This window comes from Paenibacillus wulumuqiensis, from assembly GCF_000971965.1.
Classification (GTDB): Bacteria; Bacillota; Bacilli; order Paenibacillales; family Paenibacillaceae; genus Saccharibacillus; species Saccharibacillus wulumuqiensis.
Genome location: NZ_KQ040793.1, coordinates 39,098 through 64,544, shown reverse-complemented (window position 1 = coordinate 64,544; position 25,447 = coordinate 39,098). Strand labels below are relative to the sequence as shown.

The following is a 25,447-nucleotide window of genomic DNA, read 5'->3' as shown; positions in this document are numbered from 1 at the left end:
GTGGGATCAGCGGATAAATCTACCTTCCGAATGAATAATCTGACCGGTGATCCACTGCGCCTCTTCACTGGCAAGAAAAGCGATCATTCAAGCAGCATCCTCGGGTGTACCGATACGTCTCATTGGAAATTAGGGCAAAAGATATTCGCGCATCTCATCATTCATCCACGTTGAATCGGTCGGTCCGGGATTGACCGCATTTACCGTAATCCCCAGCGGAGCCAGTTCACGGGAGAGGGACTTGGTAAATGCGGAAATCGCACCCTTGGTCGCCGCATACGCCAGCTCTCCCGGCATCCGCATTCCAGTAGGTGAAAGATATCCACACCCTCTGAAGCCAGCTTGCGGCAGATCGCAGTCCCCATATCCTGCGGACTGTTTGCCCCTGTAACCAGTGCGATACGTCTATCGGTATGACTCATGCTCATCGTCTAACCCTCCCGGATCATGGGCAGCAGATGGAAGACCAACTAATATTCAGCGATCCAGCATAGGCAGTTCTTCCTTTATATTGGGCATCATTTCCCTATTCTATTATTGTAAGCGTTTACAAAAGTTCATAGAATAAGCATGTATTCCACCAAAGCTGTCTATACTATCCAAGCAGGAGGATGAATGTATGGAAAAGATCACCCGTTTATTCCCGTGCAAGCTGCTGCTCACCGGTCTGGGTCTGCTGCTCATACTGACCGGCTGGGGAGCCGGAGACCGGCATGCCGAAGCAGCCAATGCGACGATCACCAACGGAACCGACTGGAAAGATACCGCAGGCAATCCTATTCAGGCGAACAGCGGCAATATTCTCAAAGTCGGTTCTACATATTACTGGTATGGAGAGCACGCTGTCAGTGGCAAATTCGACAAGGTCAACGTGTACACCTCCACCGATCTGAGAAACTGGACATTCGGACGCAGCATCTTGACCAAAAATTCCGCCGCCGAGCTCGCCTCCAGCAAAATTGAACGCCCCAAAGTCATTTATAACAAAGCCACCGGCAAATATGTAATGTGGGCGCACTACGAGAATGGCAGTGACTATTCACTCGCCCGCGTCGCTGTCGCTACCAGTGATACACCGGATGGAGACTTTACCTATCTGGGAAGCTTCCGCCCGCTCGATTATGAATCCCGGGATATGACAGTATTCGTGGATACGGACAATCAGGCGTATCTGATCACTGCTTCCCGCCAGAATAACGGTGGTGCCAACAATTCCATGGCGATTTTCAAGCTGAACAGTGAGTATACGAATGTGTCTTCCTTTGTCGGCTGGGTATTCGAGGGCGCCTACCGGGAAGCGCCGGCAGTAGTGAAGAAAGGAAGTACCTACTATCTGTTCACTTCCCAGGCATCCGGCTGGTATCCCAATCAGGGCAGTTACGCAACGTCTTCGTCGATGACAGGCAGCTGGTCTGCGTTGTCACCATTCGGAGATCCATCCGCCTATGCGACACAGATTCATTCGATTGCGACCATATCGGGCAGCTCGGGCACCAGCTATATTTATATGGGCGACCGCTGGAATCCACTCAATCTGAGCGATCACAAATTTATCTGGCTGCCCCTGACGCTCAATGACAGCGCCCGCACCGCTTCCCTGAATTGGTACAGCAGCTGGAATATCGATGCCGCTTCCGGACAAGTTACACTGCCGGTACTGACCAATTATGCACAGGGCAAACCAGCCACAGCGATCTCGGCAGCCGGTTCGTCTCCTGCTTCCAATGCAAATGATGGCAATGCTCAGTCTGCCTGGGCGGCAAGCTCTGCTGCATGGCCCGCCTGGTGGCAGATCGATCTCGGTACATCCAAAAAGATCAGCGAGGTCAATATTTCCTGGTTCCTGTACAAGGGGTCGGAAGCTTATTACAAATACAAAATCGAATACAGCAATGATGGTGTCAATTACACGACGATTGACCGCACGAACAATACAGCCTATGGATTCACTTCGGATGCCGTATCGTTCACTGCCCGTTATGTGCGGATCAATATGGTTAATGCCGTGCTGCACAATAATCCGAACAACTGGTACACACCGACCCTGCATGAAGTGCGGTTGATGGGGAACTGACAGGAGGGATGCAGATCTGCAAAAGGTAAGTCTTTTATAACAATGGATAAGTAAGAATAAAGGAATAAGTAAAAATAAAGCAGCCAGCAAGTCAGGCAATCGGTCGGCGGATTAAACGCGCCGAGTGATTTGTCCGGCTTGACGGCTGCTTTTTATATGGAACCCAATCGGTAATGATTAAAAATGGAAACACAAGAGCATAAACATAGAAGCACAAAAACACGTAAAATAAACAATAAAAAAGCTTGCAATTGATCAAAAGAGGCGTTATATTATAAATATCTTAATATTAAGATTTATCAAATGGAGATTATGGAGGAAATACAGATGATTATACTTCAAAAATTTCTGTAGAACAGGATGAACGATGATCTACGGAATCATCAATAAAGAAATCGATATCAACGCACATCAAAGTGCACATTTTTTTTGGGATAATATCTTAATTTAAAGATACTATCGAAATAGCGATGGAGCAAGGAAAAAATGAACATCGCTCTTTTATGCAAAACAGACAAACAACAATCTGCTTATCAGTCATCAGCCTGCAATCAAAGGCATCCGCAGATTGTTATTGAAAAATAAACTTAAAATACGGGAGGAAAAGAAAATGTTGAGTATGGGATTATTGTTAATACGTGTCGTGATTGGTGTTATTTTTGCAGCGCATGGAGCGCAGAAGCTGTTTGGATGGTTTGGTGGATTCGGTCCCAAAGGAACCGGAGGCTGGATGGAATCACTTGGAATCAAGCCTGGTGTAGCAGCAGCGGTAGCGGCCGGACTGGTGGAACTGCTGGGCGGTCTGGCATTTGCTGCAGGACTGTTCACTCCAATCGTCGCTGTGCTGCTCTCGCTGACCATGGTGATGGCGATCGTCAAAGTGCATGCTCCCAATGGATTCTGGAATACAGCAGGCGGTTACGAGTTCAACCTGATCCTGATCGTCGTACTGATCGGTGTCGCCCTGACCGGTGCAGGTGCTTACTCGCTGGATGCCCTGATCTAATTTGAACAATTCAGATCAGATTTAATCGATCTACCCGACCCGATAAATGAGAGGAACGATATCGCATGAGTGAACTGGTATCCATTATCAAACAGAGAAGATCCGCCAATAAATTTCTACCCCAGGTTGATATTTCATCCCATGAGCTGGAGGAGATCTTTGAACTGGTCAAGTATGCACCATCTGCCTTTAATCTGCAGCATGCACACTATGTGATCGTTCAGGATGAAGAGCGCAAGCAGCAGATATATGAAGCTTCCGGCAAGCAGTACAAAGTCCAGACCGCTTCGGCAGTTGTGATCGTACTCGGTCATATGGATGCCCATCACAATGCCCCGCAGATCAATGAAGGACTGCTTCATCTTGGTATTCTGAATCAGCAGGAATATGATATTCAGGTAGCATCAGTGCAGCAGTTTTATGACGAACGGGGCGAAGTATTCAAAAGGGACGAGGCGATTCGTAATGCGAGCCTGTCCGCGATGACATTCATGCTGGCTGCCAAGGACAAAGGCTGGGATACCTGTCCAATGATCGGTTTTGATCCTGCTGCCGTGCAGCAGATACTGGATATTCCGGAGCGGTATGTACCTGCGATGATGATTACCATCGGCAGGGAAGATACCGGCAGCCAGCGCATTAGAGGCTACCGCAAGCCTGTAGGCGAATTTGTCAGTTATGATCATTTTTGAGCGACTGCCTGATGCCATTACAGGATGAAGGCTCAATGTATTTGAAATAAAACAGTATATCGAATAGAACGGACAGCCAGCGATCATGCAGGCTGTCTTTTGTACATATGGTTTACAAATGAACAGGAATCATCTAAAATACGTTCACAATAAGCTGACATGTCTGGCAGGATGGACAGACTGCACTTTTTCCGCTGATGGCGGGTCCGGGTGCAGTTATTTTCTGTCAGGAGGAACTTTTAACAGCATTAACTTTATTGCATGAAAGGGGTAAAGCATGAATCCGATTCAGTCTATATTGGAACAATACCCGGTTATGATCCTGGACGGCGCAATGGCTACCGAACTGGAGCGCAGTGGTGCGGATCTCAATGACAGTCTCTGGTCGGCACGGCTGCTGCTGGATAACCCGGAGGCGATCCGGCAGGTGCATCACCGGTATTTTGAAGCAGGAGCGGACTGCGCGATTACGGCGAGTTATCAGGCTACAATTCCGGGCTTTGTGCAGCGCGGATGGAGTGAGCAGGAGGCGAGAGAACTGATCCGCAGATCGGTACAGATTGCGGTGGAAGCGCGGGATGCATTCTGGTCCAGCTATCCAGGCTCGGGCAATCTGAACAATAGATCTACAGTGGAGCAGTCCGTCATGAATCAACCGGATATCGAACCCGCTGCAGCCCCACATCGTCCACGTCCGCTTGTCGCTGCCTCTGTCGGTCCGTATGGTGCCTATCTGGCGGATGGCTCCGAATATCGCGGAGACTATGGATTGAATGAACAGCAGCTCGTTCAATTTCACGAGCCGCGTATCCGGGAACTCGTCGCTGCCGGTGCGGATGTACTGGCCTGCGAGACCATTCCCTGCCTGATCGAAGCAAAAGCGATCATCACTGTGCTGCAGCAGTTCCCCGGTGTGTATGCCTGGTTCAGCTTCAGTGCAAGAGACGGAGCACATATCAGCAGCGGAGAACGTGCCGCAGATTGCGCAGCCTGGCTGGATACGCAGGAGCAGGCGGCAGCCGTAGGCATTAACTGTACCGCTCTCGACTATATTCCATCGCTGATCCGTACCATGCGGTCACAGACGAGCAAGCCGATTCTGGTCTATCCGAATTCCGGTGAACAGTATGACCCCGTGACCAAGACGTGGCATGGATCTGCATGCACACAGGATTATGGACAGCAGGCACGCGATTGGTATGAGCAGGGAGCCCGGCTGATCGGCGGCTGCTGTCGTACGACACCCGCAGATATCAGCAGCGTGCGTGCAGCGCTCAGAGGTGAAGCATAGCGCAGCAAATTGAATAAGCTTCAATAAGGAAAGGTAGGAATGTCATGTCAGCAGAACAGGAACCGGCGGCTAAGGAAGCCGAAGCCGGACAATTTCAACGCAAAATGAAAAGCCGTCATCTGGTCATGCTCTCTCTCGGGGGTGTGATCGGAACCGGCCTCTTTCTCAGTTCGGGATATACGATTAATCAGGCAGGTCCGCTCGGTACGATTCTGGCCTATCTGGTCGGCGCGGTTATCGTCTATCTGGTAATGCTTTGTCTGGGCGAACTGTCTGTACATATGCCGGTAACGGGAGCCTTTCACGCGTATGCCGCGAAGTTTATCGGCCCGGGCACCGGGTACATGATTGCCTGGATGTACTGGCTTACCTGGGCAGTCGCGCTCGGATCGGAATTTACGGCAGCCGGTCTATTAATGCAGCGCTGGTTCCCGGATACATCGGTCTGGATGTGGAGCGGCATATTCGCCATACTGGTCTTTTTGTTAAATGCGTTCTCGGTGCGTTCTTTTGCCGAAGCCGAGTTCTGGTTTTCCGGTATCAAGGTGGCGGTTATTTTGCTGTTTATCGTATTGGGCGGGGCGGCGGTGTTTGGACTGCTGCCGATGAACGATACGAATGCTGCACCGCTGCTCAGTAATTTTACGAGTGACAGCGGGCTGTTCCCAAATGGCATCTTTCCGATCTTTATGGCGATGCTGTCCGTGAACTTTGCTTTCTCGGGTACCGAGCTGATCGGTATTGCCGCCGGGGAGAGTGTGGAACCGGAGAAGACGATTCCGCGCGCGATCAAGGCGACTGTGGGCCGCCTCATTATTTTCTTTGTCGGTACGATTTTCGTGCTGTCGGCCCTGATCCCCTGGCGGCAGGCGGGTGTGATCGAGAGTCCGTTTGTCGTTGTATTTGATCGGATCGGTATTCCGTATGCGGCGGATCTGATGAACTTTGTTATCATTACCGCGCTGCTGTCGGCGGCGAACTCCGGTCTCTACGCGTGTTCGCGGATGCTGTGGTCGCTTTCTTCCGAGCGTCTGCTGCCGCCGCTGTTTGCCAGACTGACCCGTGCGGGCATTCCGCTGAATGCGATGATCGTCAGTATGCTCGGCGGGGGACTGGCGCTGCTGTCGAGTGTGCTGGCACCGGATACGGTATATATTTTCCTGGTGTCGGTGTCGGGCTTTGCCGTTGTCGTGGTCTGGATGGGCATTACGGCATCCCAGTTCATGTTCCGCAGACAGTATATTCGTGAAGGCCATGATGTACGCGATCTGAAATATCGCACGCCGCTGTATCCGTTTGTACCGATTGCCGCTTTTGTGCTCTGTCTGGCGTCGTGTATCGGTATAGCCTTTGATCCGAATCAGAGTCTGGCTTTTTACTGCGGGATTGCTTTTATGGTGCTGTGTTATGTAGTGTATTATATTCAGCAAATTCTGCGTAAAACCTAATATGCTCGACCCATGCTATGGCATCCAGCCATAGAAAGACTGCACAAATACAAAAAAAGCGGCATCCTTCCGAGGAAAGATTGCCGCTTTTCTTGTATTTGAGTCCTCTAAGAAAAGGTCCAATAACAAAGGATAATTTATATTGTAATAAAATTCAAGAATTCTATTTTTATCAGCTGCTGTATGCAAAATGATACAGTGTATTAATATCGGCTTGCACGGTATTTGTTCCACTTGCAAAGGCAATATCAATAATATCAAAATAATGAGTAGACACCGGTGCAGAATAAGAGTACTGACCTATAGCCGGGCCGATGTTCAGTGGAACAGAAAAGTATCCCATACTGTCTGTAGTGCCAACTTGTGTAATAATTTTATTGTTCAGCTTTACTTTTACTCCTACGCTTACCAGTCCATTGGCAATTGGATTGCCCGTAGCATCAAAAGCACGGCCTTTAACGGTAATATTATAGCCTACTCGCCACTTTTTGCCGTAACCATAGTTTACCATTCCTTGCACACCACGGTCGGAGACCACTTCACTAATGGCAACACGTGTAATGGCCGCATTTTGGTAATTAACACTGAGTGTATAGGGGGTAGTAAGGTCAAAATTGGATGGTGCCATTACCTGCACATAATAACTTCCAGCAGGAAGTATAATCTGTCCATCTGCATTCTGGTTCAGTGTACCCAAACTTTTCAGGTTGGCGTCCCAGATTTGCAGCATATAGGTACCGTTAGCAGACGTATTATTCAAACGAAGATTTACTTTGCTCTGTGCATTCAAAGTGATTTTACTCCAGTCTTCGTCGAGAGCATTATCAATGTTTTGTTGGCTGGTGAAAGGTGTAGTACCGCGATCTTTGGCAAACCATGGATTATCATCCGGCTCACTTTGATCATAGCTGTCTGATTGAGTAGTAAACAGCGTGAATGGATTGGTTGTATCAGCACCTTGGTAAGAAGTTACACTGATATAGTAGGTTCCAGACGTTGCAATATAGCTAAGCAGCTCATACAGTCCTGCGCCTTTGGAAGAGAGAGAGACTTGTTCCAACGTAGATGTTGTCGTGTTCAGGCGATATAGTGCCAGATCATAATCGGTGTTGGTAGCGCCTGCAGCCATATAAGCAGTCAGCTTCAAGTTGGCGGGCACGGATGTTTTATACCAGCGGCTCTCTCCCTGCTGAGTAATGTAGCCATTAGTAATGGTGTTGCTATTAATGGTAAGAGCTTGATCCGGTGAGGTGTTAGTGCCGTATGTATCTTCGGCTACTGTTAGGCTACGCAGATTTTGGTTTTGCAAATCGATATTTTTAGGAGGTACTTTCTTTTGATCAGCAGATTTATTTGCGGAGGGTGCTGACTCAATTAATGGTTTAAAGTTGTGAGGCTTTGGAAAAGAATCTGTAGAGGAACCGGATTGTGCATAAGCAGAAGGGTTACTCATACTAACCCCAATTGATAGAGCAAGCGCAGCGACACTCAATATTTTCAATTTTAATTTCAAATTACTATCCCCTTTAAATGTATTAAATTACCATTTTATTATATATCTTAACAATTAGTTGTCAACCATAAATATACTTTAAGCCCTAAATAATGCAAAATTATAATGGTTCTTATTACATAGTATTGATAAAGAGTAGTGCTAACTTGCTACTAATCCATATGATTTGAGAAAAGAGGATGATTATATCGTAGCCAGCAGATGCAAATACACTGGGAAAAGACCATAGATTACGCTATAATTGAAAACAGGAAGCAGACCAGGCAGGCTACGTATCCTTACGGGTCTGCTTTTTGCCGTCTGCCGCAAATAGCATACATTCACAGGCATACTCTGATAAAATAGAAGAAGAGTATACTGTAATGAGATAAAGTTAATTGTCACCTGCCGCTGGGCAGATCATATGATAAGCCAATCAATACTACAAGATGTAAAGATACATTTTATGAGATAGGAGTTTTGTACATGAGCGTGCAGGCGCCTGCCATGCAGCAGGCACAGGAGCTGCTGCAGAAATATTTTGGATATGAGGATTTTCGGGAAGGACAGCGCAAGATTGTTTCCAGTCTGCTGGAACGACGTGATACGCTGGGCATTATGCCAACCGGCGGTGGTAAGTCGATCTGTTACCAGATTCCGGCGCTTGTCAACGATGGGGTGACGCTGGTGATTTCACCGCTGATCTCTCTGATGAAGGATCAGGTGGATGCACTGACCGCAGCCGGAGTGCCTGCTGCGTATATTAACAGCACATTGTCGGGCAAAGAAGTAAATGATCGTATTCGTGCCGCCCGGCGCGGAGAACTGAAGCTGCTGTATGTTGCACCCGAGCGACTGGAGCTGGACTGGTTCCGTGACGAGATGAACGGCATGCAGATTACCTGTATCGCTGTCGATGAAGCACACTGTGTCTCCCAGTGGGGACATGATTTCCGGACGAGTTATTTGGAGATTGCCCCATTCGTGGAGCAGATGCCGGAGCGCCCGATGGTGGCGGCTTTTACCGCTACGGCTACGCCGGAAGTGCGCAGCGATATTTTGCGGCTGCTGCGTCTGGATCAACCGGAAGTATTTATTACCGGACTGGGACGGGACAATCTGTCCATGTCCGTACTGCGGGGGACCCAGCGCAAGGAGTTTGTTATTGATTATGCCCGTTCTCATGAAAATGAGTCGGGGATTGTGTATGCTGCCACGCGCAAGGATGTGGATGATCTATACAGCCGTCTGCTCAGCAGCGGTGTAAGTGCCGGTCGTTATCACGCCGGGATGAGTGACGATGAGCGTGATCAGAGCCAGGAAGCATTCCTGTACGATGATGTGCGTGTCATTGTCGCGACCAATGCATTCGGTATGGGGATCGACAAATCCAACGTACGTTATGTTATTCATTATAATATGCCCAAAAATATGGAAGCCTATATTCAGGAAGCCGGCCGTGCTGGTCGTGACGGTGATCCGAGTGAATGTATTCTGCTGTTCAGTCCGCAGGATATCATGACCCAGAAGTTCCTGCTGGAACAGAATATGAACGAAGGCGACCGCAAGCATAACGATTACCGCAAAATGCAGCAGATGATCGACTACTGCTATACGACCAAATGTCTGCGCAACGCCATGCTGGACTACTTTGGCGAAGAACATTCCGGTGAGCCGTGCGGACAGTGCAGTTCCTGCCGGGACAGCCGCGAACTGGTCGATACGACCATTGAAGCGCAAAAGATCTTCTCCTGCATCTACCGGCTGCGCGAGCGGTTCGGCGTATCCGTCGTTGCCCAGGTGCTCAAGGGATCACGCAACAAAAAGATCGTACAATACAAGTTCGACGAGCTGCCTACCCATGGCCTGCTGTCTCATCTGACGGAAAAGGAAATCTCCGAGCGCATCAATGTACTGGCTGCCGAGGGATATCTGCTGCTGACCGAAGGGCAATATCCGGTAGTGAAGCTGCAGCCTTTGGCTGGCGAAGTGTTAAAAGGCCAGCACAAAGTGATGCAAAGAGCACCGCTGCCTGCCGCTGCTGCAGCCGGCCGAGCCGCGTCTTCACGCAGTCGTTCCGGCAGCCGCGGTGAAGAGCTGTCTGCCGTGAACGAGACGATCTTCGAACAGCTGCGCCTGATCCGGCGTGAGCTGGCTTCACGCGAAGGCGTGCCTTCCTATATCATTTTCAACGATGCTACACTGCGTGAGATGAGTGTAGTGGAGCCACAGAGCGAAGGCGAGATGCTGACGATCAAAGGGGTCGGCGAAGTCAAATATCGCAAATACGGCGAGCCGTTTCTTGCCTTTTTCCAGAAGAAGACGATGGAAGAAGACAGCGTCTATGGTGATGAGCTGTAGGAAGATGACGGGTATTTATAGTTGTATTGATTTCAGAAAAAAGCGTGGTGCCTGTGAGGGTGCCATGCTTTTTTTAGTCCGCTGCATTGTCTTCTATTAAGTACAGCATGCTCTGCGACCAATCAGCAGAGCAACATACATATTTTGCGGTCCAGTGAATCATGAAGAATATCCGAGCGGACGTCGCCATCATGCGGATCGCGGTGTATACTGAACAAGACTGGAAGTTTAGCCCAGTCTAAGATGTGTTTTTCCAATTACCAATGGTATTCTTTTCAATAAATAACGAAGTGAAGGAAGGTTGATATGCCTTTATTTCAGAAATATATAGGTATAGATTATTCCGGTGCAGAGCGTCCGGATTCGCATATACGCGGTCTTGCAGTAGCCGAGGCTGATGAGGCAGGCATTTACCGTCTGCTGTACCCGCCTCCCGACAGGACAAGCCGCAGTATCAATATCCCTCCTGCCAAATCCGGTTGGTGGTCAAGGCGAAGCATCTATATCTGGCTGCGTGATCAACTGCTGAACAGCAGTGAACGAATGATCATTGGAATCGATGCGGGTCTATCCTATCCGGTCACACAGCTTGATCGGCTGCAGCTGGCAGACTGGGACCAGTTCCTGCAGTGGAGTAATCGTACGTGGAAAACCACCCGGCTCACCATGAAAGACAGCAAGCAGCAGGCCGATTATACAAATTCGACAGACAAGCGGCTGGTGGAGCGTGAATTCATCCCCAGTACCAAAAGCGTCACCGATCTGGACCGGGTATCCGGTATGCAGGGCGCCGTCTCCTATTCGACCCATACCGTATTGCCATGGATTGGCAGACTGCGCAGATATCAGCAGCAACGCGGGATGAAAGTACATTTCTGGCCGTATGACGGGCTGGATATTCCGGCAGATCATCATGTGATTGTGGAGGGATATCCGTCACTGTATCGGCGGCGGATAGCGGAAGATGGCTGGAGTGCCGCGATAAGTGAACACGAGCGGGATGCCTGCTATATCGCCCGCTGGATGCAGCAGCGCGATCAGTCCCACACCTTGGAGCCGTATCTGCAGCTGGCTACGCTGGGTGTGGATGAACACGGGCTGATCCAGCGCGAAGGCTGGGTACTCGGCTGTCTGTAAAGGAACGTATTATCTCAAGCCGCTATAGGAAAAGCAAACAAAGCATCACCCTGTATTCAATTTCACTGAAGAGAGGAACGATATTTCATGTTATACAGCCATTCGAATGCACGCAAAATCAGATTGTTCGCCTTTGCCTATGCCGGCGGCAGCAGCAATATATTTAACAGCTGGAGAAAGCAGCTGCATCCCGACGTCGAACTGATTCCGATAGAGCTGCCCGGTCATGGAAGCCGGATGAGCGAACCGCTGCTGGAGCAAATGGACGCGGTGATTGAGAGTGCCTGGAAGGATATGAGAGATCATCTGCAAGACGACCGGGAGTTTGCTTTTGTGGGACACAGCATGGGCAGCATGCTGGCTTTTGAAATGATACATAAAGTGCACCGGGAGACCGGTCGCTATCCAATCTGCAGCTTCTTCGCAGGCCGGGTGCCGCCGCATATTAGTCGGGATCACCAGTGGGGTTCCCTACCGGATGATCAATTTATGGAAAAAGTCCGCACACTCGGCGGACTGCCGGACGCCGTACTGGAGCATGAGGAGCTGCTGCAGCTGTTCCTGCCGATCCTGCGGGCCGATTTCCGTCTGGTGGAAGACTATCGATATGACGGACAGTACCCACCACTTCCGCTGCCCATCTTCGTCATGACCGGAGAACAGGATAATATGACCACAGAAGACATCCATAGCTGGAGCGCATACTCTGCAGTCTCCTGTGATTATTTCACCTATCCAGATGGCCACTTCTTCATCAACACCTGCGCCGACCAGGTCATCCAGGACGTCAACAACACATTCACTACCATAATCAACAACCGCAACAGCAGCGTATATTAATGTTCCATATCGGCTCGTACGGTATTACATTCCTTACGTCTGCTTCATAGACAGGCACACGCACGGAGCGGAGAAAAGAGAAGTCTGCCAACGCCTACGCACACTGAAAGGAGCGATCCCATGAAAGTCGTACTGTCCACCCTGAATGCCAAATACATTCACACGTCCCTGGCGATCCGCTGTCTCAAAGCCTACAGCGAAAAAGACTTTGACATCGACCTGGCCGAATACACGATCAAGGACCCGGTGATGAACATCGTGTCCGATCTGTACCAGCGTCGTCCGGATGTGATCGGATTTTCCTGTTATATCTGGAATATCGAAGAGACGATCAAGGTCATCGATGTGCTCAAAAAAGTGCTGCCGGAAGTTCGTATCGTTCTCGGCGGACCGGAAGTGTCCTATGATACCGAATACTGGATGAACCGGTTGCATAATGTGGATTTTATCGTGATCGGGGAAGGGGAGGAGACGTTCCACCATCTTCTCCAGGAGATCGAAGGAGCAGGCAAGTACCACTTTATTTATGGAGTCGCCTACCGCAAAGGTGAAGAAGTTATCGTCATGCCGGGTCGTCCAAAGCAGGATCTAAACGCGCTGCCGAGTCCGCACCGGTTTGTGGAGGATATCCCGGATTTGTCAAAGCGGGTCGTGTATTTTGAGACGAGCCGGGGTTGTCCATTCAGCTGTCAGTTCTGTCTGTCGAGTATTGAGGTGGGAGTACGGTATTTTGATATTGAGCGAACCAAGAGCGATATTCTGTATCTGATTGCAAATGGCGCCAAGCTGATCAAATTCGTGGATCGTACTTTTAATATCAAGCGTGACTATGCACTGGAAATGTTCCGGTTTCTGATTGACAATCATAACGGCTGTACGTTCCAGTTTGAGATTACCGCCGATATTATGCGTCCGGAAGTGCTGGATTATCTGGCCGAGCATGCGCCGCCGGGTGTGTTCCGCTTCGAGATTGGCGTGCAGTCGACCAACGATCCGACCAATGAACTGGTTAAGCGCCGGCAGAACTTTACCAAACTGAGCCGTACCGTTACCAAGATTAGAGAGTCCGGCAAAATCGACCAGCATCTCGATCTGATCGCCGGGCTGCCGATGGAAGATTACAATACATTCCGCAAAACGTTCAACGATGTATTTGCACTTGGACCGGAAGAGCTGCAACTGGGCTTCCTCAAAATGCTGCGCGGCACCGGCCTGCGAATCGATGCGGACAAGTATGAATACACGTATATGGATCAGGCGCCGTATGAGATTTTGAGCAGTCATATGCTGTCTTTTGACGATATTGTCCGGCTCAAACGGCTGGAAGATGTATTGGAAAAGTACTGGAACGCTCACCGGATGGATTATACGCTGCATTATCTGATGAAGGATGAATTCAGCTCACCGTTCGACTTTTTCCAGGAGTTCGGTAATTACTGGGAAGCGCAGGGCTGGCAAAAGATCGGGCATCAGCTGGAAGATTTGTTTATCCGGCTGCAATCGTTCCTGACAGATCGCGGGACAGCACGGATGGATGTGATCCTCGGACTGATGAAGCTGGACTACTTTCTCAATCATAAATACAAGCCGCGCAAAATCTGGTGGGAACCGACCGTCGACAAGACCCGGCTTAACCATCATATCCAGCGTGCGGTCAAGCAGCCGGAGACGATCTCACCGGAATTTGCGGAGCTGGGACTCAGCGACAAGGAAATGCACAAGCATATGGTGATGGAAGAACTGCCGTTTCGCCTCGATCAGCTGCTGGTTGGCGTGCCGATTACCGGCGCGGAAGGACGCAGTCTGTTAATGGTCGCCTATCAGCAGAATGAGCAGCAAAAGCCGGTATTCTTCGTCGCTCCCCTTGCACCGGAAAGTGCCGCGATGTAAGAAGTGCGCATTATTGTCGATGCAGACCGTGGCAGGTATGTCGCGGTCTGTTTACTTTTCTGAAAATGCAGCTATCATGATACTAAACCGAATGCGAATAAGCACACCAATAATCCCCCAGTGGAGGATTGCGGTTACCGTGTGGTGCGTACGTCGGATAAGGTTAATAATAAAGGAATTCATTACAGTGATTTTCGCAGATTGGACAAAAAAGGGAGGCAGCAGCGATGAGTTACAGCTGGGTAGGCAGCAGGTATATGTTTCTGGATGAGATTTCTGTCTCCGAACAAAAAGGCATACATATTGGACGTTATGGTGGACATACGCTGAGTGGTGCGAATAAGAACGAAGATGGGCTGATGATCATTCAGAGCGAGACCGGGCACTGGAAGCTGGCTGTACTGATGGATGCCCACCAGTCGGCCGACAGTGCGACGCTGGTCATTGATTATTTGCTCAGTCAGCAGGAGGAATTGGATCGGGTGCTGAACAGCAGCGATACGTTCCAGCGGCTGGATCATTATTTCAGCGGTCTTTTTGCAGGCAGGGATTTTCGGGAGGCTTGCCAGAATGTTGAAGGAGAAACAGCCTGTCTGATCCTGTATCAGCGGGATCAGTATCTGTGGTGGTTCTCGGTAGGGGATTGTACGGCTTATCTTTTACATCCACAGCTGGCAGAATGGGATCAATATATGCTCAATCAGCGGCAGTTTTATGAGTGGATCGGCAGGGTCAATACATTTGATCAGCCAGTGCCGTGTTACAGCTCCGGCCGCAGGGAATTGAGAAGCGGGCGCAATGTGATCGTCATGCTGACCGACGGTGTACTGGATGGTGCCGAAGGATATTACAACTCTCCGGCTCATCTGTATGAAGCGTTGTACAATGACAACAGCATGAGCCACAATCTGCATCATATCCTGAGCAGGCTGCATACCCATCAGGCATATGACAGTGCGACGCTGATCTGCTGGGAAGTCGATAATCCCCACGGAGCAGCGATTCCTTCGGATATGAAATAAATTCGCAGAATGTAGATAGGCAGAAGAGCGGTCAGAGACTCTACCGCTGGTTGCCGACAGGAGGAGTAGACGAACGGAGATTGTGATATGATTTGGCAGAATGAACAATAGAGAATAATACGGGGAGGAGGGAATATATGAATCGACGCGGAACAGGAATCGGTTTGCTGGGGATTGCTGCCATATTGTATATTGGCAGGTACATCAGTGCCGCGATCATAGGCAGCGGAATGAATGTATGGGCCGGTCATTTTGAAGATGCACTGCATGTTGTAGGTCAGGCACCGCTATATTGGAGCATGGCAGCCGCTGTACTGGGTATCATCTATCTGGTCATGGCAGAGGTGGAACACAGCATGGGTTCGCAGACTTCTTCTTCTGCAAAAGCAGACACACTCCCCAAAAATACAACAGCAGAAAAGAGGAACTAACGATGAACCAACCGACAGAGCCTGCCCATGACCAGACAGAATCCATTCCTGCACAGCAACCGCTTACGGACAGCCAATCCAAGATTTCTCCGGGAAAACAGCAGATGTTGGATGAGACGGAATCCTTTGTCCGCAGGGAAATGAGCGGGGAGGCGAGCGGTCATGACTGGTGGCATATTCACCGGGTCGTCCAGATGACCCGGCGTCTGGCTGCGGCCGAGCAGGCGGATATATTCGTCACAACGATGGCTGCGCTGCTGCATGATATTCCGGATGAAAAGTTAAATCCATCCAAGGAAGTCGGGATGCAGCGGCTGAACGGCTGGTTGGATAGCCAGCCACTGGAGCCGACCGATCGCGAACATATTCTCGATATCATTAGCAATATGTCCTACAATGGCGGCAGCAATCCGCCGATGCGCACGATCGAAGGACAGGTGGTGCAGGACGCGGATCGTCTGGATGCGATTGGAGCGATTGCGATTGCACGCTGCTTTGTATATGCCGGACATGTGGGGGATCTGATGTATGACCCGGAAGTACCTGTACGGGAGCAGATGACGGCTGAGGAATATCGCAACGGCCAGAGCACCGCGATCAATCATTTTCATGAGAAGCTGCTCAAGCTCAAGGACCGGATCAACACGCCAGCCGCTCGAGAGATTGCCGAGGAGCGTCATCAATATATGCAGGAATATGTAAACCGTTTTTACCGGGAATGGAACGGCATGTAAAAAAACAAGGCAGCAGGGTGATTCCTTTCCCCTGCTGCCTTGTTTGCTACTACCCAATGGAAAGGCAGGCTATAACCAGTAAACCATACAAATGCCTATATACCCGGAGCGTTACGGTGCAGCTGCGATATAGCTGTCATACAGCCGAATATCTCCGCCCCGTGTATAGATGGAGATCCGCTCACAGGCTTTGTCCGGGAAAATGAGGCTGGTAATCGAATACAGTCCATCATTGACGAACACTTCAACCGACGAAGTATCCAGAATAATTCGCAGTCCGAAATGACTGCTCGCCGGGATATGAATCTGCTGCGGACGGTTGAACATAGGCGCATATTCCGTTTCCTCGCTCAGCTGGCGCTTAACGCTCAGCAGCTCGCTGCTGGAATTGTAGGACACACTGGTCTGCTGGTCTGGCGTATGATGGATAATGATGCCGAACTCTTCAATACCATCATGCTGCAGATGCAGATTGATATCTGCGATGCTCGCCGGCAGATCCACTTCATACGTCTGGCCGCTCGTGATGGACAGGCTTCGTAGTTTGGTTTTGGAAGTAAAGCTGCTGTCCAGCTCGGCTACCGGACGCTGGCACAGTACCATTTTGTCCTTGATCGAGCGCAGCGAGAGCACACGCGGCAGCGTCATGGACCCACGCCAGCTGCCGGTTGGCAGCTGATGGGCATACCGCCAGTTGTTCATCCAGGCCATATAGATCCGGCGGCCATCCGACTGGGGAATATCCGAGAAGCTGACTCCGGCATAATTGTCCCGCCCATAATCCAGCCACTGGATCTTCGAGTGATCCGGCATAAACTGCCGTCCGTCAAAGGAACCGGTAAAATACTGTGTACGGGAGCCGTGATACAGCTCCGGGCTGTCCCCGATGCTCACGAGCAGCACCCATTTGCTGGCTTCGGTGCCTTCCACCGGCAGACGGAACAGATCCGGGCATTCCCATACGCCTTCGTGACAGCCCATTCCGGCACCAAATTCACTGACCAATTTCCAGTCCAGCAGATTGGACGAAGTATAAAAGGAGATGCTCTGCCCTGTCGCCAGCGCCATTACCCAGTAGCCTTTGGGCCGATACCAGAACACTTTGGGGTCGCGAAAGTCCATTTTGTCGGTACTGCGCAGCACGGGGTTATGCTCATACTTGGTCCATGTGCGGCCGCGGTCATGGCTGTAGGCGATACACTGGGACTGTACATAGGGAGCATCCACATTCGGTGAATCGGCCGTATCCAGATGACTGGTGTAGATAGCTACCATGCCTGGTTCATCCGGGAACAGACCGGATGTATTATTCCAGTCAATCACGACGCTGCCCGAGAAGATCGTGCCGTGTTCATCCGGGTAGAGTGCAATGTCCAGTTCTTCCCAGTGAATCAGATCCGTACTGACGGCATGCCCCCAGTGCATCGGTCCCCAGACGGTAGAATGCGGATGATGCTGAAAGAACAGGTGATATTCACCTTCAAAATAAACAAGTCCATTCGGATCATTAATCCAGTTTTGCTGGGGTGCGAAGTGCAGATGCGGTCTGTAGCTTTTGAGAAATGAGGATTCCATCGTATGACCACCTTTGCAGTAATTTGGCTGTTTCGGATTACCACTTCATTATGATAACGTTTTCAATGTCGAGCAGTGAAGGAGGGATGACTGCTTCTATTTCCTATTTTATACAATTCAAGCGAGATGTTCTATCCCTTCATATCGTTAAAGGTAGAAAAATTGCAAAAAAATAGCCGATCAGTATCACAATATCTTGCGATGCCGAGCGGCGGACGTTGGGCAAGGAACCAATCAATCAGCAAATAACCAACCGATTGGATGATGGCTCCATGCTGCTAATATGAAAATGAATGCAGCAGATACGGTGCAGGAAGGGATAACCCTGCCTGTTATGACTTAGATAATATTGGATACTTTGCGTGCCTGGTTATCCAGCTGCTGGGCAGAGGAAGCGATTGTGGAGAATTCATCCAGAGCGACCTGGATCTGCTGCTGGCTTTGCTCTACATTGTTTTGCACCCCTGTAGTTCCGTCAGAGATTTTATTAATTTCCACAGTGATGGAGTCGACGCTGTTTTTGACTTCGATAATAGACTTTTCGACCATGCCGGATAATTTGCGTACTTCTTTGGCGACGACATCGAATCCGCGTCCGAATTCACCGGCATGGGCTGCCTCGATGGCTGCATTCAGCGCCAGCAGATGGGTCTGTGAGGAAATTTCACGGATCGTCTGTACGACTCCCTGGATGGAATGCGCCTGCTGATGCAGATTGTGGAGAGTCGACGTATTTTCCAGTGCGACATTGGCAATTTTGTTAATGCTGGACAGCAGATCATGATTGCGCTGAATGCCGGTCTCGGCGCGCTGGCTCAGTTCATCGGCCATTTTTTGCATATCCTGTACGACATTCGTAATGTTCAGCTGGCGTTTGGTAATATTGGTTGCAATTTTGGTAATGCTGATCACTTTGTTTCCTGCTTCACTGAATACAGGCATATACGTGGCTTCAAGCCAGATCGCATTGCCATTCGCGTCCATGCGCTTGATTTTATCCTGGTAACTTTTCCCGGAAAGCAGGTTTTTCCACATTATCTCGTAATCGGGACTGTTGGCGAATTCGGGAAAACAAAACTGCTTGTGACACATGCCGATCATGGCAGACGGTGAATAACCCATAGCAGCTGCAAAAATGTCATTTACATAAGCGACCTGCCGATTGGTGTCAAAACGGATAATAGCCAGATTGTTCTGAAGGGCCTTGATTACAAGTGCATCGGTTACGGTAGGGTTTTGATTATTGGTTGTCATCGTACTTTTGCCTCCACGTCCAAATTCATTCTCAGTAGGTTTCTTCATCTAGAGTTAATCGAGTTAGTAAGTGATTGAATTACCTGGATAATACCTATTATCGTATGAAACAGCTCAATTTATTAGGCCAAAAGTAGTATATGATTCAAAAAGTTTTCCCATTTTATATTGACCACAAATTAATTTCACCATTATCAATCATGTTCAATCATGTTCAATCATAAACATTCATAATTATTCAGTTAACAGGTTGTTAATGACAGAAATTGAATGATTTGTCGGGATGCCTTATTTGATCCGGCATATTTCTGGATGAAAAGGAGGAACAATATGAGCAGGTATAAAGATCGTAAAGAAGATTACCACAGAAGAACCCGTCCGGATATGATCATATTCCGCCATCTGGCCGAATCGGCAACCTTTAAAGATATTATCGAGGTGCTTAAGCAGGCGGGCCAACCGATATCGCTGACGATGATCGTTATGGCCCTAAAATACCACTACGAATATGATGCGTTTCTCGATTATGATCGGGCGTCTTGTTACAAACTATAGAGGTCTGCAGCGTATGTAGTATCTGCAAGCAAGGCTGGAGATACAGAACAATCATAATAGAGAGCTGAATAGTTGTCGTCACAACATAATCAGGTATAATAGTAAAAGCTGCTATTTAATTGTAACTAAATAAGACAGAATCGGCAGAGTGGGATGCTTATTCCGGACATCCGTCCACAATCCGTTTCTACACAGTCAGAGGAGGCATTATTTATCATGAGTAATTTATTTGAACAGCGTAAAACGGTTCGCAAGTATACATCACAGCCGGTTCCTCACGAGGTACTGCGAAGTGTGCTGGAAGATGCACAGAAAGCACCTTCCTGGGCCAACTCCCAGCCGTGGGAAGTACATGTAGCAACAGGTGAGACGCTGGAGCGGCTGCGTGCAGCCAATCTGCAGGCGTATGACGAGAAGGTTTCGGCCGATGATTCCGATATGCCGAGACCTGCCGTATGGCCGGAGTATCTTCAGGAGCGCATGAATGCAGCCTATGCCAAAGTGTTTGAGCAGAGTGGCATTGCGCGTGGCGATCAGCAGGCGCGTGAAGACAACTGGCGCAATAACTTTTACTTTTTTAATGCACCGGTGGCGGCATTCATTTGTCTGGATCGAAATCTGACGGAATGGTCCACACTGGATGCAGGCATTTATGCCGGCAATCTGATGCTGGCTGCGGCGCAGCATGGATTGGGTTCCACACCGGCAGCCAGCTCGGTATCCTATCCGCATATTTTACGCGAGGTTCTTGGTATTCCCGAACATCAGCGGATTGTAGTCGGCATTATGCTGGGCTACGAGGACAAGGAACATCCGTACAACAGACCGACCAGTTCGCGGGTAACGCTTGAAGAAAATATTCATTTCAGCCATTAATTATGGTGAGCTGCCAATTGTTTTAACCGGCAGCAGATGACTCTATCGCTTTCTGTAAAAAGAAGCTGTCCGTGCAGATAGCGGACAGCTTTTTGTTGTGTGCTATAATTTGGTAAAATTAAATTCAGAAGATGAATCCTGTTCACAAATCCCAAACAAGGAGTGCTGCATATGAATTCACTCAGCCACCGATTACAGGAACTGGTTATCCACTTTCAGGGAAAGTTAAATGATGTTCCACCGGACCAATTCAGCGCCAAGCCGCATGCCGGTCAATGGTCGCAAAAGGAGACACTCGGACATCTCTGCGATTCGGCTTCACACAACTATATCCGGTTTGTCAGTGTAGCATTGTCGGAAGAACCGGTTCGGCTAACCGATTATGATCAGGATCGCTGGGTCGAGCTGAATGATTATCAGAACAGCTATGACCAGCAGGATCTGGTCCTGCTCTGGATGACACGCAATCTGCAGATCGCGACACTGCTCAATCAGATTCCGGCTGAGGATTTTGAGAAGACATGCATCACCCGCAGCGGACAGGAGATGACGCTGAAATGGCTGGCGATGGATTATATTGCCCATATGATCCACCATTTCCGGCAGATGCTGGGCAGCGAACAGATGCAGGAGATTTTGCCGGAATAAAAGGCAGATATCCTGCTCTGCTATCAGCAGGATATCTGCCCTATCGGTCGGTATTCGCTATATGTTCGGCATTTGCCAGAGAAACTGGGATCGCGGCGCTAATGTCAGGACTGGGATTCCTTGTCCTGGTCACGCTGCTCTCCGGCTACCCGCCAGCGGGAAGCATATTTTTCCAGCCGGGGATGAAGATGGGATGGTCGCTTGGTCAGCACGAGACTGACTTTGACAATCCATTCTTCAAAAGTGGAAAAGGAAGCGAACAGATTGGCCATTTCCGGTGTCATCAGGAGAAAGTAGGGAGAGGCATAATGATCGATCAGCGTGCGCAGGGCGGCTTCGATCGGTGTGTATTTTTTGCGTTTGCCTTCCCAGTTCTCAATAATGATATCCTTGCGTCCGGTGTCGCGTCTCCATTCATGCAGCCGATCTTCACGCTTGTAAAAAGGTGAGACCGGCGCTTTGGACATGCGCTTGACGGTCTGTTCATGCAGCGGATAGAGCACCAGCCGGTCAAAATGCATCCGGTCGGCAATCGCCGCAGCTTCTGCCAGCTCCTCATCCGTCGTGTTCTCGAACGAGTCGTAGAAGATCAGCGTACCTCTGAATTTCTCGACCGGTGGTTCATATCCATAAGAGACATGCTGTGTATCATGCGGCATCGTAGATTCCTCCTGAACAATGGGTTATGCATCCTATTACCCCATTTTACCGTAATCGTGCGTGCCGTCCTATCCCGCTTAGTTTTGCATCTGAACATGGCTCATAATGAACCGGCTCTCTGGAATTGCTGGCATCCGGGACAGGTCAATCGTCAGATCCTGCTCAGGCACATCATAGCGGATATGAGTGGTCAGGAATTCTAGGCTGACCCGCATCACATCAATCGTCAGCCATTCTCCGGCACAGCGATGATTCCGGTAATGATCGCCGCCGCCCTGCGGAATCAGATCGAACGGACTGCCTCCCCAGTGTTCAAATCGCTCCGGCCGGAACGCATCAGGCTGTTGCCACAGCTGCTCGTCATGAGTCGTGCCATACACATCCAGGATGACCATGGTTCCTTCTTCGAACGGATGGTCTTTCCAGGTAAAATCCTTGCGTACCTGGGCACCGAGAATTGGGGTGAACGGATAGAATCGGCGTACTTCCTGGACAAACCACTGGCTGTAGGTATGATCACCGGACTGCAGCGACTGTACCAGCTTCTCCCGGGCTTCCGGATAATGGTGCAGCGCAACAGCACTGAACACGACATAGCGGCCAATCGCCACAATCGGACGGATGATATTGATCAGTTCGACAGCTGCGACCTTGAGATCCAGCAGATTGCCCTCCAGGTCGCGGTGCCAGGACATTGCATGGGCAGCCGTCTGTTCCGGAGCTTCCAGCTTACCTTCGCGGATCTGCTGTATCAGATTGCCGATCCACTGTTCGGTCCGGCGGCGTGCCTGTCTGCCCCGGCGATGACGCATGCCGACCGCTCCGAATGACTCCACCATATCGCCGAGATCATCTGCGACCTGCTTCACATCACTTTCCTGCAGAGGCACACCGGCCCACTGGCAGGCGGCCCGGCACAAGACCTGCTGGGCTTCATCGAAGAGAACCAGTTGATCGGTACTCTGCCATTTGAGCGCGGCGGCTTCCCATTGCTGCCTCACTAATTCTTGAATTTCACTCAGCCGCTCCGGGGACATGAGCGACATGAACAGCTTTTTGCGATGCATATGAGCCTGTCCATCAAGCGTCTGAACCCCTTTTTCACCGAACAACGATTTCTGGATACGCTTGGGGATGGCACCTCCGCGCTGCAGCAGCTCTTCATTGTAAAATAGTTCTGCGCCTTCTTTGCCGCCGATACAGATCGCTTTCTGCCCCAGCATCCGGGTCTGGAAAATATTCGATTTGAATTCCTGACGGCGATGCATGGCAAATTCATATCCTTCCGACAACAGTCCGATACCGCCTTCGATCGTGTGGTCGTGTGGAATAGCTTTGTCTTTGTTATTGGTCATGGTAAGTCGACTCCTTTGTAAAAAAGTGATAGGAACAATCTGCAATCCATTTCGGCAGAACAGCTTGTCTGCGGATGACTCTATTCTTGAAGTTATTACCTCTGATCTACCCGCAACTAACAACGGTATGGTAAAATTTAGTGACAACTGCCGAATTGGTGAATTATGCATTCTGCAGAATCGATAGGGAAAGAGGGAGAATAATGACAGAGACAGCTGTAGGAGATGTAGGCTTGTGGACTATACTGCCTGTATTATGGCTTATTGTATGTACGATTTTATTCGTAGTTGTCATCTACATTTTATTTCTGCTGATCAAGGTGCTGCGCCGTGCGATCCGGGCATTGGATATTTACCTGGATGAGAAAAAGAACAGGCTCTAAATATACAGTTATTTAGAAAAAAACTTACATAATTAAAGAGGCCAAGGAGGAGAATATGATCACATTTGTGAAGACATCATCTGAGCTGTTGGAAGTCGAACTGTCGATCATTAATTCCAATCCGTTTTATAATCGTATTATCAAAGGCAGGGAACAGCTCACCGCAGAGGAGATCCGGCAGGAGGTTGCAGAGACGGTGGAACTGGGAGCAGAGCGATATGTGATCTGCAGGAATGATCAGCCGATCGGCATCGTGGAATACCTGTCGCTGAATCCGAATGATGGTTATCCGTGGCTCGGTCTGTTCATGATCGACCGGCAGTATCAGGGGCAGCGATGGGGACAGCAGGCTTTTCAGGCGTTTGAACAGCGTCTGATCGACCAGGGAGTGGAAGCATTTCGCCTGGCCGTCAATCTGGAAAATGAGCCTGCCCACGCGTTCTGGAAACGCCAGAATTTCCAATATATCAAGCATTCGATTACCAGGGATAATATGGAAGTTATTATATACGAGAAAGAGCTCAATTAATAATTGGAAGTTATTATTTTCATCATTTTCCATCGTAAGGTTTATACGTGTGAGCCCTTATGGCGTAAGACATTACGGCATTCGGATTACTACGTTTACACACAGTTAATATAACGATAGTTGTCTTAACATATTTTTACAAAAATAGTGATTGACACAAAGGAATCACCCCCGTAAAATGTGCTTAAACCGTTAAGGTTTTATTGAATTTACGGGAGGGACTCTCATGCTGCAAACCATTCAAAAAGTATTGGAATGGCTGTTCGTCAGCCGAAGCGGAATTTATCAGTTCGGTGACGTGTATTGTGAAGACAGCGGTTTTGTCGTCTACATCCCCAGAGAAGAAGATTGATCATTACAGACATATAATAAATGCCGAATCAGCTGCAGATCCGCAGGCCATGCCTGGATTTGCGGCTTTTGTTTGTTCTATAGTATGTTACAATGGCACCACCAGACACATTACACCTACATAACAGATTTTTTCGAACTCTATATGCCAAAGGAGAAGTCTCGGAAATGAACAGATTACGTACAGGAAAGAAGCAGCGGCGGGAACAAAAGCTGCACCTCCTGCTGCTGGTCATCGTGGCAGGCGTGCTGATCTGGTCAGCGGTATATCCGCATGACTGGTTTACCTGGATACTGGAAGTATTCCCGGCGATCATTGGTGGCGCTGTTCTGCTGATTACCTACCGCCGATTCCAGCTGACCGGTCTCGTCTACAGTCTGATCGCACTGCACATGATCATTCTGATGATCGGTGGGCATTATACCTACGCAGAGATGCCCTTGTTCAACTGGCTGCAGGACAGCCTGCATCTGGAGCGCAACTATTATGACCGGCTGGGGCATTTTATCCAAGGATTTGTTCCGGCGATGATTGTCAGGGAGCTGCTGCTGCGCACGTCACCGCTGCGACCGGGGAAATGGCTCGTTACGATCGTGATCTCCGTCTGCATGGCGATCAGTGCAGCGTATGAACTGATCGAATTTGCAGTGGCAGGCATTACCGGTACGGCTGCCGAAGCTTTTCTCGGTACACAGGGTGATGTATGGGATACCCAGTGGGATATGACATTTGCGCTGTGCGGCGCCGTCATCGCCCTGCTGCTGCTCAGCCGCTACCATAATGCGGAGCTGCGCCGGCTGGAGCATTCACAGACGATCCCAAAATGAGGCGGGCAATTTCCT

General features: G+C 49.5%; 24 protein-coding genes and 1 pseudogene. 19 read left to right on the top strand and 6 right to left on the bottom strand.

What is annotated here, in order from left to right; translation table 11 throughout:
* Positions 1 to 6: 6 nt before the first annotated feature.
* Positions 7 to 297 (bottom strand): annotated as a pseudogene (locus tag WH45_RS03290) (SDR family oxidoreductase); the annotation flags it as partial.
* A gap of 322 nt (positions 298 to 619) precedes the next feature.
* Between WH45_RS03290 and WH45_RS03285 the strand changes: the two are divergent.
* The 5 genes from WH45_RS03285 (at position 620) to WH45_RS03265 (ending at position 6,511) form a co-directional block, all read left to right on the top strand.
* The gene (locus WH45_RS03285; RefSeq protein ID WP_046212999.1) at positions 620 to 2,074 is read left to right on the top strand and encodes a family 43 glycosylhydrolase; all 1,455 of its coding nucleotides are present in this window, start codon (positions 620 to 622) and stop codon (positions 2,072 to 2,074) included.
* Between the two features lie 610 nt (positions 2,075 to 2,684).
* A complete protein-coding gene (locus tag WH45_RS03280) occupies positions 2,685 to 3,080 on the top strand; it encodes a DoxX family protein (protein ID WP_046212998.1) in 396 nt (131 codons plus the stop codon).
* Between the two features lie 65 nt (positions 3,081 to 3,145).
* Positions 3,146 to 3,772, top strand: a complete 627-nt coding sequence (locus tag WH45_RS03275; RefSeq protein WP_046212997.1) for a nitroreductase family protein — start codon at positions 3,146 to 3,148, stop codon at positions 3,770 to 3,772.
* A 277-nt stretch (positions 3,773 to 4,049) separates the two neighbouring features.
* The gene (gene mmuM / locus WH45_RS03270; protein WP_046212996.1) at positions 4,050 to 5,063 is read left to right on the top strand and encodes a homocysteine S-methyltransferase; all 1,014 of its coding nucleotides are present in this window, start codon (positions 4,050 to 4,052) and stop codon (positions 5,061 to 5,063) included.
* 44 nt (positions 5,064 to 5,107) lie between these two features.
* Positions 5,108 to 6,511 carry an amino acid permease gene (locus tag WH45_RS03265; RefSeq protein ID WP_046212995.1) on the top strand — a complete coding sequence of 468 codons (1,404 nt, stop codon included), beginning with the start codon at positions 5,108 to 5,110 and terminating at the stop codon, positions 6,509 to 6,511.
* A 172-nt stretch (positions 6,512 to 6,683) separates the two neighbouring features.
* Here the strand turns inward: WH45_RS03265 and WH45_RS22720 are convergent, their stop codons facing one another.
* Entirely contained in the window at positions 6,684 to 8,024 is a 1,341-nt protein-coding gene (locus WH45_RS22720; RefSeq protein ID WP_152663473.1) for a carboxypeptidase regulatory-like domain-containing protein, read from the bottom strand.
* Positions 8,025 to 8,489: 465 nt separating this feature from the next.
* On the opposite strand from WH45_RS22720, the gene recQ reads away from it, so the two are divergent.
* The 7 genes from recQ to WH45_RS03225 all read left to right on the top strand — a co-directional run bounded on the left by recQ (position 8,490) and on the right by WH45_RS03225 (position 16,418).
* Positions 8,490 to 10,364: a DNA helicase RecQ gene (gene recQ / locus WH45_RS03255; RefSeq protein ID WP_046212994.1), complete on the top strand. Its 1,875-nt coding sequence runs from the start codon at positions 8,490 to 8,492 to the stop codon at positions 10,362 to 10,364.
* A 306-nt stretch (positions 10,365 to 10,670) separates the two neighbouring features.
* Positions 10,671 to 11,501, top strand: a complete 831-nt coding sequence (locus WH45_RS22715; RefSeq protein ID WP_052723600.1) for a hypothetical protein — start codon at positions 10,671 to 10,673, stop codon at positions 11,499 to 11,501.
* Between the two features lie 87 nt (positions 11,502 to 11,588).
* On the top strand, positions 11,589 to 12,341 hold the full coding sequence (locus tag WH45_RS03245) for a thioesterase II family protein (protein ID WP_046212993.1): 753 nt from the start codon (positions 11,589 to 11,591) through the stop codon (positions 12,339 to 12,341).
* Positions 12,342 to 12,461: 120 nt separating this feature from the next.
* On the top strand, positions 12,462 to 14,231 hold the full coding sequence (locus tag WH45_RS03240; protein ID WP_046212992.1) for a B12-binding domain-containing radical SAM protein: 1,770 nt from the start codon (positions 12,462 to 12,464) through the stop codon (positions 14,229 to 14,231).
* A gap of 227 nt (positions 14,232 to 14,458) precedes the next feature.
* Positions 14,459 to 15,253, top strand: coding sequence for a PP2C family serine/threonine-protein phosphatase (locus tag WH45_RS03235; RefSeq protein WP_046212991.1), 795 nt, complete (start codon positions 14,459 to 14,461; stop codon positions 15,251 to 15,253).
* A 137-nt stretch (positions 15,254 to 15,390) separates the two neighbouring features.
* Entirely contained in the window at positions 15,391 to 15,684 is a 294-nt protein-coding gene (locus tag WH45_RS03230; RefSeq protein WP_052723599.1) for a hypothetical protein, read from the top strand.
* A gap of 2 nt (positions 15,685 to 15,686) precedes the next feature.
* Positions 15,687 to 16,418, top strand: coding sequence for an HD domain-containing protein (locus WH45_RS03225; protein WP_082096512.1), 732 nt, complete (start codon positions 15,687 to 15,689; stop codon positions 16,416 to 16,418).
* Between the two features lie 111 nt (positions 16,419 to 16,529).
* On the opposite strand, the gene WH45_RS03220 is transcribed toward WH45_RS03225, so the two are convergent.
* A complete protein-coding gene (locus tag WH45_RS03220) occupies positions 16,530 to 17,993 on the bottom strand; it encodes a glycoside hydrolase family 32 protein (protein ID WP_046212990.1) in 1,464 nt (487 codons plus the stop codon).
* Positions 17,994 to 18,332: 339 nt separating this feature from the next.
* Positions 18,333 to 19,247, bottom strand: coding sequence for a methyl-accepting chemotaxis protein (locus WH45_RS03215; protein ID WP_046212989.1), 915 nt, complete (start codon positions 19,245 to 19,247; stop codon positions 18,333 to 18,335).
* Positions 19,248 to 19,577: 330 nt separating this feature from the next.
* Here WH45_RS03215 and WH45_RS03210 point away from each other — a divergent pair, with 330 nt between their 5' ends.
* The 3 genes from WH45_RS03210 to WH45_RS03200 all read left to right on the top strand — a co-directional run bounded on the left by WH45_RS03210 (position 19,578) and on the right by WH45_RS03200 (position 21,326).
* Entirely contained in the window at positions 19,578 to 19,802 is a 225-nt protein-coding gene (locus WH45_RS03210) for a DUF7716 domain-containing protein (RefSeq protein WP_046212988.1), read from the top strand.
* Positions 19,803 to 20,018: 216 nt separating this feature from the next.
* Positions 20,019 to 20,678 (top strand): nitroreductase, encoded by a 660-nt coding sequence (locus WH45_RS03205; RefSeq protein ID WP_046212987.1) that lies wholly within the window; start codon positions 20,019 to 20,021, stop codon positions 20,676 to 20,678.
* Positions 20,679 to 20,849: 171 nt separating this feature from the next.
* A complete protein-coding gene (locus tag WH45_RS03200) occupies positions 20,850 to 21,326 on the top strand; it encodes a DinB family protein (protein WP_052723598.1) in 477 nt (158 codons plus the stop codon).
* 104 nt (positions 21,327 to 21,430) lie between these two features.
* Here WH45_RS03200 and WH45_RS03195 read toward each other — a convergent pair whose 3' ends face one another.
* Together WH45_RS03195 and WH45_RS03190 are read right to left on the bottom strand one after the other, a co-directional pair.
* A complete protein-coding gene (locus tag WH45_RS03195) occupies positions 21,431 to 21,985 on the bottom strand; it encodes a hypothetical protein (protein WP_046212986.1) in 555 nt (184 codons plus the stop codon).
* A gap of 78 nt (positions 21,986 to 22,063) precedes the next feature.
* Positions 22,064 to 23,341 (bottom strand): cytochrome P450, encoded by a 1,278-nt coding sequence (locus WH45_RS03190; RefSeq protein ID WP_046212985.1) that lies wholly within the window; start codon positions 23,339 to 23,341, stop codon positions 22,064 to 22,066.
* Between the two features lie 203 nt (positions 23,342 to 23,544).
* Here WH45_RS03190 and WH45_RS03185 point away from each other — a divergent pair, with 203 nt between their 5' ends.
* From WH45_RS03185 to WH45_RS03175, 4 genes are all read left to right on the top strand, one after another.
* On the top strand, positions 23,545 to 23,724 hold the full coding sequence (locus tag WH45_RS03185) for a hypothetical protein (protein ID WP_046212984.1): 180 nt from the start codon (positions 23,545 to 23,547) through the stop codon (positions 23,722 to 23,724).
* 55 nt (positions 23,725 to 23,779) lie between these two features.
* On the top strand, positions 23,780 to 24,253 hold the full coding sequence (locus tag WH45_RS03180; protein WP_046212983.1) for a GNAT family N-acetyltransferase: 474 nt from the start codon (positions 23,780 to 23,782) through the stop codon (positions 24,251 to 24,253).
* 226 nt (positions 24,254 to 24,479) lie between these two features.
* Entirely contained in the window at positions 24,480 to 24,605 is a 126-nt protein-coding gene (locus WH45_RS24065; RefSeq protein ID WP_257790511.1) for a hypothetical protein, read from the top strand.
* Between the two features lie 167 nt (positions 24,606 to 24,772).
* A complete protein-coding gene (locus WH45_RS03175) occupies positions 24,773 to 25,432 on the top strand; it encodes a DUF2238 domain-containing protein (RefSeq protein ID WP_046212982.1) in 660 nt (219 codons plus the stop codon).
* The last annotated feature ends 15 nt before the right edge of the window (positions 25,433 to 25,447 follow it).